At 38.1% G+C, this 15,789-nt stretch carries 10 protein-coding genes; 4 read left to right on the top strand and 6 right to left on the bottom strand.

Annotation, left to right across the window (positions count from 1 at the left end):
* Positions 1-216 precede the first annotated feature (216 nt).
* Positions 217-1,176: a D-2-hydroxyacid dehydrogenase gene (locus EFD62_RS06160; protein ID WP_069194193.1), complete on the bottom strand. Its 960-nt coding sequence runs from the start codon at positions 1,174-1,176 to the stop codon at positions 217-219.
* Positions 1,177-1,489: 313 nt separating this feature from the next.
* Here EFD62_RS06160 and speD point away from each other — a divergent pair, with 313 nt between their 5' ends.
* The gene (speD, locus tag EFD62_RS06155; RefSeq protein WP_069194194.1) at positions 1,490-2,308 is read left to right on the top strand and encodes an adenosylmethionine decarboxylase; all 819 of its coding nucleotides are present in this window, start codon (positions 1,490-1,492) and stop codon (positions 2,306-2,308) included.
* 70 nt (positions 2,309-2,378) lie between these two features.
* On the opposite strand, the gene EFD62_RS06150 is transcribed toward speD, so the two are convergent.
* Positions 2,379-4,814 (bottom strand): GH36-type glycosyl hydrolase domain-containing protein, encoded by a 2,436-nt coding sequence (locus tag EFD62_RS06150; RefSeq protein WP_069194195.1) that lies wholly within the window; start codon positions 4,812-4,814, stop codon positions 2,379-2,381.
* 48 nt (positions 4,815-4,862) lie between these two features.
* Positions 4,863-5,918 (bottom strand): LacI family DNA-binding transcriptional regulator, encoded by a 1,056-nt coding sequence (locus EFD62_RS06145; RefSeq protein ID WP_069194196.1) that lies wholly within the window; start codon positions 5,916-5,918, stop codon positions 4,863-4,865.
* Positions 5,919-6,348: 430 nt separating this feature from the next.
* Here EFD62_RS06145 and EFD62_RS06140 point away from each other — a divergent pair, with 430 nt between their 5' ends.
* From EFD62_RS06140 to EFD62_RS06130, 3 genes are all read left to right on the top strand, one after another.
* Positions 6,349-8,040 (top strand): glycoside hydrolase family 9 protein, encoded by a 1,692-nt coding sequence (locus EFD62_RS06140; protein ID WP_069194197.1) that lies wholly within the window; start codon positions 6,349-6,351, stop codon positions 8,038-8,040.
* Positions 8,041-8,314: 274 nt separating this feature from the next.
* The gene (locus tag EFD62_RS06135; protein WP_128705867.1) at positions 8,315-9,919 is read left to right on the top strand and encodes a bifunctional diguanylate cyclase/phosphohydrolase; all 1,605 of its coding nucleotides are present in this window, start codon (positions 8,315-8,317) and stop codon (positions 9,917-9,919) included.
* A gap of 143 nt (positions 9,920-10,062) precedes the next feature.
* A complete protein-coding gene (locus tag EFD62_RS06130; RefSeq protein WP_128705866.1) occupies positions 10,063-11,217 on the top strand; it encodes a D-alanyl-D-alanine carboxypeptidase family protein in 1,155 nt (384 codons plus the stop codon).
* A 79-nt stretch (positions 11,218-11,296) separates the two neighbouring features.
* Here the strand turns inward: EFD62_RS06130 and EFD62_RS06125 are convergent, their stop codons facing one another.
* The 3 genes from EFD62_RS06125 to EFD62_RS06115 form a co-directional block, all read right to left on the bottom strand.
* Positions 11,297-12,133, bottom strand: coding sequence for a cellulose binding domain-containing protein (locus EFD62_RS06125; RefSeq protein ID WP_235832579.1), 837 nt, complete (start codon positions 12,131-12,133; stop codon positions 11,297-11,299).
* A gap of 309 nt (positions 12,134-12,442) precedes the next feature.
* The gene (locus EFD62_RS06120) at positions 12,443-13,894 is read right to left on the bottom strand and encodes a glycosyl hydrolase family 18 protein (RefSeq protein ID WP_069194201.1); all 1,452 of its coding nucleotides are present in this window, start codon (positions 13,892-13,894) and stop codon (positions 12,443-12,445) included.
* A 153-nt stretch (positions 13,895-14,047) separates the two neighbouring features.
* On the bottom strand, positions 14,048-15,496 hold the full coding sequence (locus EFD62_RS06115) for a glycosyl hydrolase family 8 (protein ID WP_069194202.1): 1,449 nt from the start codon (positions 15,494-15,496) through the stop codon (positions 14,048-14,050).
* Positions 15,497-15,789 lie beyond the last annotated feature (293 nt).

Here is a 15,789-nt window from a genome sequence, read left to right as displayed (position 1 = left end):
TGTTCTTCATACTGGTATTTTTACTTTTGTTCTTTAACGGAAATAATTACAGCTACAGAGATGAATAGTACCGTAAAGACTAAAGAAGCGGCTTCAATCCCGAAGCTGCTTCTTTTCTTTTGGCCTCTTGAAATGAAATGAAAGAGACAAAAGCAAAGAGACTCGATGTCCCAAGCTTTTATTTGCATATTAGAATTTTTTAAAGCAAAAATATCATTAACATATTCTGTTGCGCTCTTTTTCATGTATAAAGGCCTCAATATTCAATGCTATCTCATCAACAAGTCTTCTTCTTGCTTCAATACTTGCCCACGCAATATGAGGAGTTATAAAGAGCCTATCACTATTCTTTATCTTCAGCAAAGGATTGTCACCATTTATAGGCTCGCTTTCGAGAACATCAAGAGCTGCTCCTCTAATCAAGCCTTCATCCAATGCCCTCGCCAGATCGTCCTCCTTTATGATGCCTCCGCGTCCAAGGTTCAGTATTATGGCTCTTTTTTTCATTAGCCCCATGCGCGTATAGTCAATCAACCCCTTTGTTTCATTGTTTAAAGGTGCATGAATGGATACAATGTCGGACTCCTCTAGCAAGCTATCCAGTTCAACCCTTTCATACTGCGTATTATTGTTTTTCCCCGAGGTTGAATAGTAAACAACCCTGCATCCAAAAGCCTCTGCCGCATTGGCCACGGTTTTCCCAATAGCCCCCAATCCTATGATACCCCAAGTCTTACCGGAGAGCTCATGAAAGGGTCTTCCGTGATGAGTAAAAATACTGCTCTTTGCATATTCTCCTGACTTTACATACTTATCGTAATAAGGGAGGCTTTCCATTAGATAAAACAGCATCGCAAAAGTATGCTGCAAAACACTCATAGTTGAGTAACCGGCTACATTTGTTACGGCAATCTGCTTCTTTGCAGCATAGTCAAGATCAATGTTATTGGTTCCTGTTGCAGCTACGCAAATCAGCTTCAGTTTTTGGGCATGATTAAGGGTTTCTTCCTTGAGCACAACTTTGTTTGTAATAACAATATCAACATCATTAATCCTTTCAATTACTTCATAAGGCTTTGTTTCCGCATAAATCTCCACTGAACCGAACTGTTTAAACACCGACAAATCAACATCTTCCCCAAGAGTCTTTGCATCTAAAATACATATTTTCATCACTTTTCATCTCTCCTGTCTAGATATGTTGCACAGCATAAATTCTAGGTACATTAGAACCTACGCCGCTTTGGGCCTTTGTATAATGTTTGCTCTCTCTGCATAAAAGAATACATCTATCTTAAGCCGTTTTTATTACCAAGCATTATATCATTTTGATATTTTTTCGTAAAGGATACAGGGTTATGGTGCCAATTTACAACTTCATCTTTTTATCTGTCACAAAGCAAGAATCTCACCCACTATTTACAAAATATAATTATGAAACTATAATAATATCATAAAATAATAGAGCTAATAGGAAAAGGAGACAGAGATGGAGATAAAATCATTAAAAAAACTTAAATTATACGGATTCAACAATCTTACAAAGACACTGAGTTTTAATATATATGATATCTGCTATGCCAAAACAGCAGAGCACCGTAAGGGCTATATAGAATATATTGACGAGCAGTATAATGCCGAAAGACTTACCAACATATTAACAAATGTTTCTTCTATAATCGGAGCCAATATATTAAACATTTCCAGCCAAGATTATGAACCTCAGGGAGCAAGTGTTACCATGCTCATTTCCGAAGGAAAAATTAACCCGTCGATGGAGGACGACTCTTCGCAAACTGAGACTCCAGGGCCATTGCCGGAGACTGTTCTTGCCCATCTGGACAAAAGTCACATAACAGTCCATACTTATCCTGAAAGTCATCCCGATGACGGTATTAGCACCTTCAGGGCAGATATCGATGTTTCTACTTGCGGCAAGATCTCGCCTCTTAAGGCGCTAAACTATTTGATACACAGCTTTGATTCAGATATCATTACCATTGACTACAGAGTCAGGGGCTTCACCAGAGACGTTGAAGGCCGAAAACTCTTTATCGACCATAAAATCAACTCAATACAAAACTATATATCTAACGATACCAAGGAATTATACCATATGATTGATGTCAACGTGTATCAGGATCACATTTTCCATACAAAAATGCTCATTAAGGACTTCGACCTTGACAACTACCTTTTCGGTATCACAAAAAAGGAATTATTACCCGGTGAAAAGAGGAAGATAAAGCAAAAACTCAAAAAGGAAATGTACGAAATATTTTACGGTAAAAACATGCCAAAGCTCTAAATCTCTATCAAAAAAAGAAGCTATCCAAAACTTCGGATAACTTCTTTTTTCTTATACCTTATACAGTTTTTTATCCCATAATTACTTCAACATTGTGAGTTTTTCCGTCATTAAATACCGGAAGAATAGTTCCGCTAATTTCGTTGCCGTCAACAGTAATTTTAGCCACACCTTTTGATACATGGTTTGGATTCTTTATTGAGATATCGTAAGTTGAACCTCTATAATATCTTGTTACCTTATATCCATCCCATGCTTTAGGGATACATGGATCAATTTTCAATCCTTCGAATTCAGGCTTTATACCCAAAATCCACTGTGAAATTGCAACAAAGTTCCATGCTGCTGTACCGGTCAACCATGAGTTCTTTGCTTCTCCATGGCGTTTTGCATCCTTACCGGCAATCATCTGTGCATAAACATATGGCTCAAGTTTGTGTATTTCACTTATATCCTCAGTATAAGCAGGAGCTATTTTGGAGTAGTATTCAAAAGCCATGTCTCCTCTTCCAATAGCTGCTTCAGCACATATTATCCATGCATTGTTGTGGCAGAATATACCTGCATTTTCCTTGTATCCGGCAGGATATGTTGAGATTTCACCATACTCAATATAATATTTTGTGAATGCCGGATTTTGAAGTACAAGACCGTATGGAGTGTCAAGATATTTCTTAACCGAATCCATAGCCTTTAATGCCTTGCCGTCTTCAACGCCAACTTCAGCCATTACGCAGAAGCCTTGGGATTCAATAAAGATTTTACCTTCTTCATTTTCGTTGCTTCCGATCTTTCTTCCAAAGTCATCGTATGCTCTTAAGAACCATTCACCGTCATAACCGTGCTTGATGATGGTTTCCTTCATTGTATCAATATGCTGCTGAGCTTTCTTAGCTTCTTCTTCAAGACCCATGTATTTACAAAGCTCGACATAGTCTTTTCCGATAAATACAAACATACCGGCAATCATAACTGACTCTGCAACTTTTCCATCCTTGCTTGTTGTAGTCTGGAATGGCTCGTCCGGAACATTAGAGAAGCAGTTTAAGTTGAGGCAGTCATTCCAGTCTGCTCTACCTATAAGCGGCAACCCATGAGGTCCAAGGTTGTTTACTACATGATAGAAGGAACGAGTCAAATGCTCAAACATAGTGTCGGCTTTGGACGGATCATTGTTGAACGGTACTTGCTCCTTCAGTATTGTATAGTCTCCTGTTTCTTTGATATAGGCAGCAGTTGCAAGAATCAGCCACAATGGGTCATCGTTGAAGTCTCCTCCAATTTCATTGTTACCCTTTTTGGTAAGAGGCTGATACTGGTGGTATGCGCCACCGTCTTCAAGCTGAGTTGCTGCGAGGTCAAGAAGTCTTTCTCTTCCTCTTTCGGGTATCTGGTGTACAAATCCCAATAAATCCTGGTTTGAATCTCTAAAGCCCATACCTCTTCCTATACCGGATTCAAAGTATGAAGCACTTCTTGACATATTGAATGTAACCATACACTGGTACTGATTCCATATATTAACCATACGGTTGAGTTTTTCATCGTGGCTTTCAACCGAGTATTTTGAAAGAAGGGAGTTCCAGTAGTTTTTCAGCTCCTCAAAAGCACTGTCAACCTTTGAAACAGTGTTGAATTGCTCTATCATTTCATAAGCCTTTTTCTTGTTGATAACACCCTTTGATTCCCACTTTTCTTCGTCTTTGTTTTCTACATAACCTAAAACAAATACAAATTCCTTTTGCTCTCCCGGATTCAATTCCATTTCTATGCTGTGGGATGCAACTGGCGACCATCCGTCAGCAACAGAATTGTTTGACTTGCCGTTTACAACAGCCTGAGGAGCTTCAAATCCGTTATAGAGTCCTATGAAGCTGTCTCTGTCACTATCAAAGCCAGTGATTTCTGCGTTCACCGAGTAGAATGCATAATGATTTCTGCGCTCCTTGTACTCGGTCTTGTGATAAATCACCGAACCTTCTATCTCAACTTCTCCAGTGCTGAAGTTTCTCTGGAAATTAGTCATATCGTCATAAGCATTCCATAAGCAGAACTCAAGGAAGGAGAAGAGAGTTATTTTCTTCTTGTCCTGTCCTTCATTTTTTACTACAACCTTCTGAACTTCGCCGTTGTAGTTCTGTGGAACAAAGAAGGTAACTTCTGTGTTTATTCCGTTTCTTTTTCCGGTAATCTTTGTATATCCCAAGCCATGTCTGCATTCATAGCTTTCAAGGTCCCTCTTTACCGGTGACCATCCCGGTGACCAGAAATCTCCGTTATCATATATGTAGAAATAACGTCCTCCCATGTCAATCGGAACATTGTTGTATCTGTATCTTGTTATACGTCTTAGTCTTGCATCCCTGTAAAAGCAATAACCACCTGCTGTGTTAGAAATCAGTGAGAAGAAATTTTCTGTACCCAGATAGTTTATCCATGGATACGGTGTTGTAGGTACGTTAATAACGTATTCCTTGTTTACATCATCAAAAAAACCGAATTTCATCCTTAGTCCTCCTTAAAATTTTCGTTTATTTGTATTCTATAAATCGTGCTAAAAAGCACCATCTCGTACATTCGTGCATGTATCCCTTATTATTAACTGATCGGGGATACTTTCATAATGGAATTTTCTAACTTTGCTTTCAATTTTGCTTATGACTAGCTCCGTTATATGCCCGACCATTTCATATCCAGGAACCTTTACTGTAGAAAGAGCCGGCTTTATATGAGCAGCCAGTGGAATATCATCAAAGCCAATAATTGAAATATCTTCGGGAATTCTAATACCGTTTTCGGAAAAAACCTCCATGGCAGCCAATGCCATATCATCATTGCATGCAAACAGCGCTGTCGGAAGCTTTTTTGAATCCACAAGATTTCTTACCTCGTCATAGGTTTTCTTCTTATGAAATTCGCCCTTAAGTACAAATTCGGGTTTAATCTCTATTCCATTTGATTCAAGCACATTTATATATGCTTCATATCTCTGCCTTCCCGAGTATGTCTCCATTCTCCCGGTGATAATACCTATTTCCCTGTGTCCTAGTCCAATAAGGTAGTTTAAAGCATCTGTGGTGCCCTCATAATCCTTTGAGTTTACTACTATCAAATTAGAGTCATCAAGGTCATATTTTTCTATATCTTCCGGATCGTAGTCTACAATACCTATGGGATAACCCATCCGGCTTATTTCTTTCAGCGCACTGGATAGTTTCTCATTTCCAACCAAAATTCCAGCACATATTCTCTTCTGTAGAAATGACTGCTTCACTTTTGAATAATCTTTTTCCGAATAGATAGTATGTACCAGAACATAATATCCGTTGTCATTTGCCACATCAACCACTGCATTTATAAATGATGAATAGTACGCATTCTGATATATTCGTCTTTCCTTTTCCGAAACGCTGATAACAAATAAACCTATAGTATTGTTGGATTTGCCCGCCAGTATCCTTGCCGATGTGTTTGGTTCGTAGTTGTACTTTTCTATAACCGCCAATACCTTTGCTCGTGTAGCTTCAGGAACATTTGCGTAGTTGTTTATAACTCTCGATACAGTGCTCCTGGATACACCCGCTAATCGGGCAATATCTTCACTATTCATATTCACCTCCATGAACGCGTGTTTACCAAAATATTATATCTGCTTTGTCTCATTAATTCAAGTAGTCATTTTCACATTTTACCTCTTAAAAATTTTTAATCTACTATCCTTGATAATTTAACAAAAACCTTCAATTACAAGAACAGTTATGATATAATTTAAGTAGAAAAACTACTACCTTATTATTTGAAAGTTAATAGAAAATAATAATAAAATCGGAAAAACTTTTTATCAAATTTAATATATAAGCTAAAAGAACAAAATATTTCAATATGTAAATCAATGTCCTATTGTACCGATAAGATTTTATACCAATGGATGCCACATATATTGGTAAGCGGCATCGTATCTTTAATTAAAATAGGAATTGATTTTTTTATTTGTTAACAATAAATAGTTTTCATATCAATTTTCTGAAAGGGGAAAAAACATGAAAAAAACTGCAGTATTACTAATTATTTTCACATTTTTAATGACATCCTTATTTGCAACATCAAATTCATCGGCAGCTGCAAGTCACGATTACGCTACCGCTCTTAGGTACTCAATACAGTTTTACGATGCCAACAAGTGCGGTCCGGATGCAAGCATTGACAATGTTTTTGATTGGAGAGGAGCATGCCACACAAGTGACGGGAGCGAGATAGGCTTAGATTTAAATGGTGGATATCATGATGCAGGAGACCATGTCAAATTCGGCTTGCCTCAAGCCTATACGGCAGCGGTACTGGGCTGGTCGCTTTACGAATATAAAGATGTGTTTGATTCAACCGGCAACACCGCCAAAATGCTCAGTACTCTCAAATATTTCACCGATTATCTTCTAAAGTGTCATCCCGACCCGGATACCTTCTACTATCAAGTAGGTGATGGTCAGGAAGACCATACATACTGGGGTGCACCGGAAACCCAGCCAGGTTCAAGACCTATCCCTTACGTTGCAAATGCTTCAAATCCGGCTTCAGATGTATGCGGTTTGACATCCGCTGCCCTTACAATAATGTACTTAAATTATAAAGATATAGATTCAAGCTATGCCAATAAGTGTTTACAGGCTGCAAAAGAGCTTTATACAATGGCAAAAACCAATCTGGGTTACTACGATGAGAATGCTTTCTATATTTCCCATTCCTATTGGGATGATTTGTCTTTTGCCGCTGCATGGCTCTATGCTGTAGAAAACGACGCAAATTATTTAAAAGAAATAGACAACTATCTTTCATATAAAACCCTCTGGGGAGATAGTCCTTTCCAGAACAAGTGGACAATGTGCTGGGATGATATGTACATGGCTGTTTTCTGCAAGCTTGCAGAGTTAACAGGCGAGCAAAAATACATCGATGCAATGAACTTCAATCTCGATTACTGGATGAATTCCCTTGCAAAAACACCCGGGGGCCTCAGGTATCTGGACAACTGGGGAGCTTTAAGATATGCATCCGCCGAGGCTTTTATTGCTATGAGATACTATGAGCTTACCGGAAATGAATCGCTAAAATCTTTTGCAAAGTCACAGATAGATTATATCCTTGGCAGCAATCCCCTTAATATGTCCTATGTCATAGGTTATGGATCCAATTATCCAAAATGTCCTCACCATAGGGCTGCCAATGGCTATACTTACGCAAACGGAGATAATGCAAAACCCGCCAAAAACCTTCTATTGGGTGCTTTGGTCGGTGGTCCGAATTTATCTGACGGTTTCACCGATGATGTTAACCTCTATCAGCATACAGAGGTAGCAATCGATTATAATGCTGCTTTTGTGGGCGCTCTTGCAGCTGTAGAGAAATTCTCCGGTAATATCATAATACCAACTCCTTCTCCAACTAAGCCTTCCCCATCTCCCACATCAATGCCTTTAGTATGGTGTGATGTTGGAGACTTAAATGCTGACGGCTCAGTAAACTCAACAGACATTACATATATGAAAAGATATCTTCTGCGCATTATTAATCGTCTTCCATACCAAAATAAGGAGGAAATTCGTATACCGGCAGGAGACCTCAACGGCGATGGTTCGATCAATTCAAGTGACATGACTCTGTTGAAAAGATATGTTCTTCGCATAATTGACCAATTTCCTGTTAAGTATGACATTTACGGAAATATTATAAATTAGTGTTTTTACTAACAAAAACTACATCTACCCTTCCATTACCTTACTAAATGCAGCCTCTAAATATAAGAGGCTGTTTTCTTATAAAAAATTTAATTGCCTTAAAATGCTTATTTAATGCCAGAAAACATATTTTACATATTGATAGTTTGCATTTTTTTGTATAAACTTATATTAGGAAACACAATATGTTCTTTCATTTGATTATCTATTATATATATATAAATATTAATTTGATTATTATAGTTTAAATTGTTTTAATGGGGAGTTTTATGAAATGCAGTATAAAGGAAAGAAAATTAAGATTATAGATTTTTTTAATAAACATATTCTTAATGCATTATTTACATTTTTAGTTGTTATATTGTCGATATATATGACCTATGAAACAGGTCATATTTTCCCGACCATACTTTATATGAGCGGATTTGCAACAATGATGCTTGTGGCTAAATTTTTTGTTAAACATAAGCCGGTTCAGTATATACTTGCAATAATGTCATATCTGGTGTTTATTTTTGTTGTGGATCTTTATTCTTTACCCTATACATACAATACAGTAATCAACAGATGGAGTGTACTCACCGCCTGCTATGTACTTCTTCTGGATAGTATTTTTTTCCCGCTCATTGCAGGGCTTTATCCTGCATTAAGGATATTTATGCTGTTGCCCCAATCCAAGGAAGGATTTTACCCTACTGACAAAATAATCGGAACAGCCAACGGTCAAATCTGCTTTACATTTACAATTGTACTTATTTATCAATTGTTTGCAAAGGTTATTATTGAGCGCAACAAGTATAAAAAGATGAGTATTACAGATTCCCTTACCGGTGTTGCGACTTTTGCCCATACGATTGAAACTGCAAAGAAAATGATTCAGAGCAGTGACATTTCAATTTTAATTACCGATATGGATCGCTTCAAACAGATTAATGACACTTTCGGACATGTAGCGGGAAACAGAGTGCTCATAAAGGTTTCAGAGTTTCTTAAATCAGAAACCGAAGGTCTTGAAAGAATAATTGGCAGACTTGGTGGAGACGAGTTTATTATTGTCGTAAAAAATGATGGAAGAAACGAAAGAGTAAAGAATCTTGGAAAAGAGCTTTCAAAAGCAATAAGAGAAAAAGAGTTTGTTATTGAAGATGGCTTGGATCCAATTAATCTGTCTTTTTCAATCGGTCAGGCAAATTCGTCACCTTCTGATAAGGACACTGATATAGAAAAACTACTGTACAAGGCAGATATAGACATGTATTACAATAAGTGCAAGAACCATAGATTGGATATCTTTACAAATAGACAAAAGCCTCTCCTTCCCAAAGAAGGATTTGAACTTTTAAATGTCCTGGCAGAAAAAGATATGTATACCTATGTCCATTCCAGGTATACTGCCCAATATGCCGCTGCCCTTGCGAAAGAGGTCGGTCTTCCGGATAGCCAGGTTGACCATATCTACGCTGCAGGTTGGCTTCACGATATTGGTAAAATCCTAATATCCAGTGATATAATAAGGAAGAACACTACCCTGACCCCGGAGGAATATGATCTTATAAAAGGACATGTGAATTATGGGCTTAACATCATTAATGATTTATCCCTTCCAATCGAAATTGTTAATTGTATAGCATATCATCATGAAAACTGGGATGGCACCGGGTATCCCCATGGATTATCGGGAGAAAGCATACCTTTAGAAGCGCGAATTCTGCAATTGGCAGATTCCTATTCTGCAATGATAGTAAGGAGAGTTTATAGAAAGACCCTTAGCCCTGAGGATGCACTCAATGAGATTAATTCCGGATGCGGAAAACAATTTGACCCCAATCTCGTAAAAATATTTGTACAACTAATACAGAACAAGTTCAAGGCTGCATAGAGAAGATTCTCTTTTCTCTATAAAATACTCCTGTATAGTTAGATTTTACATTTGTCTGGCATGGCGAATTAATGTTAACATAATATCATATAGTGTTATTCTCATATGTATTTATATTCCATTATACGGGAGTGTCATGCAAAATGTATAATTTGAAAGGTTTTCGTCCTCTTGCGGCACTAGCTGCAATCACGTTTTTTGTAATGATGTTTCAAGTAACCTCTTTTGCACAATTTGAGTCCTCCGCCGAATCGGCAATCTTGATTGAAGCCTCTACAGGTCAAATACTGTATGAGAAAAATGCAGACGTGGCAATGCCTCCTGCCAGTATAACAAAAATCATGACTTTATTGCTGGGCTTCGAGGCCTTAGAAAAGGGAATGGTTCAATGGGATGATGAAATAATAATCTCAGAAAAAGCCTGGAGAATGGAAGGCTCAAAAATGTTTCTTCTTGTGGGGGACAAGGTTAAATTTGGTGAGGTAATGACCGGTATTTCTGTTGTCTCGGCCAACGATGGATGTGTTGCCCTTGCAGAACATCTTTATGGGAGTGAAGAAGCCTTTGTCCAAGTTATGAACAATCGTGCTAAAGATCTGGGCATGGTGAACACAAACTTTATGAACTCCAATGGTCTGCCGGCAGAAGGTCATGTTATGAGTGCAAGAGATATTTCCACATTAGCACGTCACCTTATTCAAACCCAGCCTAAGATTCTTGAACTGGAATCCACGACTGAGTATACTTACAACAACATACGCCAGTATAACCGTAATCCTCTTCTTGGAGTTTTCCCCGGTGCCGACGGTTTAAAAACCGGCTGGACAGATGAAGCGGGATACTGTATAGTCGGAACAGCCCAACAAAACGGGCAGAGGTTGATAGGTGTTGTACTAAAAACCAATAGCGAAAAAGAACGCTCAAAAGCAATTCAAGAACTCTTAAATTACGGCTTTAAAAACTTTAAGCAGATGACAGTGAAAAATGCAGGTGAAACCGTTGATGCTATTGAGGTTAAAAATAGCAAGAAGGCCTCAGTTCCTTTGAAGCTCGACAGCGATATTTCTGTTATCATACCTGTTGGCCGGGAAGATGATCTTCAGATTGTGATCTCAAAGAATACGGAGTTTCTGAGTGCACCGGTATCTGCCGATATTCCTGCAGGCACTTTTGAGCTTCAACTTGACGGTAAAACAATTGCGACCTCTAGCATGTCTACTGCTGAAGGCGCAGAACGCATTGGATTTTTTGGCATGATTTTTAGAAGTATAAGCAACTTTTTTAAAGCACTCTTTTAACGGCTTTTCCTCTTTTATTACTTCAAGTGGGGGTTATCCCCCACCTGAAGACCTGTTACTAATGTATTAATAAAACACTTTACGGTTCTTTTCCATATACCAATTTTCCGGATACATAAACCGTAATCTGATCCCAGCTTATAAACCTGTTATTCACCTTATTATAGGAATAGTCATTAAACTGGTTGTATGTGGACCACCCATTTTTAGCAAATGCCACTTTCAATTCCACGCTTTCTCCCGGATTGAGCGATCCTGCTTTATCAAAAAAGCCGATTTTTAGATAATGGTCAGCCTTATCTTTCGGATTATTTAGCTTTACCAAGCTTCCGTACACTTGGGAACTGTCCCTTGTAAATTCATTACACCAGAAAGTCTCACCCTCATCTCCTTCTTTTGTGTAGTAGTATCTGATAACAATATCAGAAAGCTTGACGCTCTCACTTCCATTATTTGTTATCTTGAATATAGGATATATCACACTAACCGAAGATGTAGAATCACCGTTTTTATACTGGACTGTGATATTACTACTTTTATTAGCTGCCTTTTGTGTTGGTGTGGGTTTGGGTGTATTTGTAGGTGTGGAAGTTGGTTTGCGCGTCGGAGTATTAGTTGGTTTAGGTGTTGGAGTAGATGTCTGCTTTGATTTTGGTGTAAATGTTGGTGTAGGTGTTGGTGTAGATGTTGGTGTAGATGTTGGTGTAGATGTTGGTTCAGGTGATGGCTCCAGCGTTGTTTCCGGTGTTGGTGTAATGGTAGCCGTAGAAATTGGCGTGGTTGTATGTTCCGGTGAAACTGTGCCTGAAGGAATAAGGGCTGATGCAGTTGCATCAGGTATAACCGTAGAAATCCCATCCGTAACGGAAGGGCTCGCGACATCGTCCGGAAGAGAACTACCAGTATCCCTTGGCACCACCCTGTTATTTACCAAAAACATATAAATCAATAAAGATGCCAATACCATAACAAAAGGGAAAATTATTAATGATTTTATAACCTGTCTTTTTAATCTCGATTTATAATACCACTTCATAGTAAAGTAATGTAATTATAGGGACTTTACGTTCAACCCTGCTCTACCCTATATACTACAATTTCTAACCTCCTTAAAAAAATATGGGAAATCAATACAACTATTATACTATCTAATCAGCAAATGCTCAAGTGCAGTAAAGGTATCAATTGTATGTATTAACTATTTTCATTGCATCACAATCCACTGTCAATTAATAGGTATACTGTCAATAGTTTTTAATATGTACCTTTTAAGAATGGTATAATCGGTGGAATTTATATTATCATCCCCGTTTAAATCAGCAAGTCTTTTCCCTCCAGGATATGGAAAATCGCTTATAACACGCAGCATGTATCTTTTTAAAAACATAAGGTCGGTTGAATTCACTTTTCCATCCCCATTAACATCGCCATACATTTCATTCTTAGCCGTCACAAAGCTGTCATATATAACAGATGTCAATGTATTGCCTCCACCTTCCGGGTAATCCCCACTCAATTCCCAAATCATAATGCCTCCCAGATTGTTATCCATCACATAATTGCACTTATTTTTAAGGGAAACCTCATCATCATAGCTGTAGAATGTTGCGGTTGCAGGATTCCACAGATATGGAACCATTGCGTCCTCATCCCAGTACCTTACAAACCCCGAGTCCGCTGCTTGAAGCAAACCGTTTATATAGTGGAACTGAGTGCTATTAAGCGTTTTCGACGAAGTTCCAAAAAGTCCGCTTACACCCCCGCTAATTTCTTCCCAACCTGCTGCATAATACGGTACACCCATATTTATTTTGTCCGCAGGAATACCATGCCTTAAGTACTCTTTTATCGTCCAATCGACATTGAATTTTTCTTTTCTTTCAGGATAGGATGGATCGTTTGGATTCATATACAATGGCGACAGATGATTCGCTACATCTTCCCAGGAACCACTATAATCATAGGTCATAACATTGATAAAATCCAGATATTTGTGATACAACTCAGGCTCAGTATTCTTTATATTATAGCTTCCCGCTGGTGCAGCTATTGTAAGAAGATAGCTCTTTCCATCTTCCTCTCCTGCAGCATCAAGCTTCTCCCGAAGGCATTTCAACAGAAGGGTAAAATTTTGCTTGTCTTCAGGTCTTCTTATGTTTGTAGCCACTCCACCACTCACTGGATATTCCCAATCAATATCCACTCCGTCAAACTGGTACGTTCGGATAAATTCAACACAGCTGTCTGCAAATATAGTTCTCGACTCTTCCGTAAGGGCAACATCGGAAAAATATTTGGATTCAGTCCACCCCCCTACCGAAATTAGAGTTTTTACATTGGGAAACTGTTTTTTGTACTTTATCAGTTGGCCAAAATGACCTTTTATCGGCGTATCCCAAGTATCATCACCAAAAGGCTTTTGAATCGCAGCCCATTTGTCAATAATAGCTATTTTTCCATTCTCAATTTTAGCAAACGCATAGTTTATATGCGTTATCTTATCCCATGGAATATCTGAAACTTCATAATAATTATTCTCAATATATATATTCCATTCAGCGAAGTAGCCCACAATTCTTTTTGATGGAAGGGAAGCGTTTTCTGCATACGATGCACCCGTATATGAGGATATGAATACTATTATTGAGAGAATCAGCAGCGTCAGCTTTTTTTTCATAAGAATCCTCCTAAAAACATAGATTTAGTCCTAGAAAAGTATTCGTAAAAAATCAATTTTTTAGGGACTATTTAAACAAAAAGAGCTACTGACCACCAACTTAGTTAGTTTTGCAGTAACTCCTTTTGTGAATCATATTAAGAACCCATCATACTAATAAGGTAGGTAGGGTATTATCTTTAATATATATCTCTTTAATATTGTCAAATCAGTGGAGCTATGTGTTCCATCACGATTAAGATCCGCTGCTTCTTTGTTTATATTGTCATTTATTCTCAACAGATATCTCTTTAATGCTGTCAAGTCGCTAGAATTAACCCTGCCATCGTTATTCACATCACCATACAAAACATGACCAGTTGTTGGTGTAGGAGAATTCTTTATCTGTGTTGGAGTTGGCGTCGGTGAAGGAGCAGATAAATCCTCCAAAGGATTCGGGAAGTTACCTGTTATGTACAATAAAGTAAGCATTCTCAAGCAGTTTCCATAATATCCATACTGTTCTTCATCCTTTACAGCAACGGTTTCTTTATAAAGCTCCTTAGCGAAGTTCAGGTCATATCCAGTCATACTTGCTGCTGCAACAGGTCCAACGAAAGATGCGTTGTGATTGTTGCTGAATTTTGATCCCTGAATTGTATATCCGTCACCAATTCCTTTTACTCCATCCCTGCTAAAGAATTTAGTCATTGCATCGCAGTTTGCTTTCGCTCTAGTATCGCCAAACCATGAATAGTCTATAGCAGTTCTCCAACCATAACGTGTAGCATCATATTTGTAGTCGTAACCCTGACCGCTGGCCGGAGTTCCACCTGCAGTACACCAGTCTGGAACAAGACCGGTTCCGCCGTTGTATTTCTTTACTTCCTCAACAATTTGGTAACACTTGTCCGCTACCTGATTCCATCTGTTGTCACCGGTATACTTGGCATATACCTTGTACCATGCAGGTGCAAAATATGATGGATTTGTTACTGATGAACCACCCCACATATCACCGGGCTTCAATACATAGGAACCATTCTCTACACAGTGGTTGTAAAGATTATTTATTAATGTTCTTGCTTCTTGAGAGTAGTTTATTGAACCGGAAGACCCCCACAACTTGTCTGCATATATAAGAGCCAACGCAATATCTTCGTCTGCATCGGTTGCAGCACCATTACCACCGTCATGAGTCGTAACGTTATTGTTGGCATCAATATGCCAGTGCATAAGTCCATTTCCATTAAAATGAGACTTTACATAGCGATATAAATCGTCAAATAAAGCCTGCTCATCAAAGCAAACAGACAAAAGCAAACCATATCCTAGGCCCTCGGATACCGTGTCATAATTGGTGGACGCATCACGCTGTACCCTTTTATATCCTCCAGCACCATTTGAAGTAATTCTCTTGCTTTTCCAATCTTGCCATTCTGCTTTGAGCATTGCATTTGCTTCTTCCTGATTCTCAGCAAGAGAAGAATAACCATACGGGTACTTTGCATTGAAAGGTACACCCGCCGCTGAAGCACTGTTCATCGGCATAGATAATACATAAGCCCCCAGCACTGCAAGAATCAGCAAAATCACACCTACTCTTTTTTTAACCTTTTTCACATTTTTTCCTCCTTTAAATTTAATAAAATATATATAAGAAAAATTGATTATCAAAATATGTATAATGGTAATAATATTTGAAGACATCAATCTAATATCGTAAACCTTTAAAGCAATTATATCATATTTAAATATGTTTATACAATTAATGCTGAAGGAATATATTCTTGCGTTTTTAATAACCAGTCAATACATTCCCCTTAAATTATTGCGAATTGACATTGTGATTTTGTAGGGTATTATTGACTAATTTTAATTCTTTATTGTTAAATTTAAGATTTTTCATTCAAATC

Origin of the sequence: Acetivibrio mesophilus (assembly GCF_004102745.1) — a bacterium.
In the GTDB taxonomy this organism is placed as follows: Bacteria; Bacillota; Clostridia; order Acetivibrionales; family Acetivibrionaceae; genus Hungateiclostridium; species Hungateiclostridium mesophilum.
Note: the sequence above shows the minus strand (reverse complement) of the source record. Positions and strands in the feature narration are given on the sequence as shown.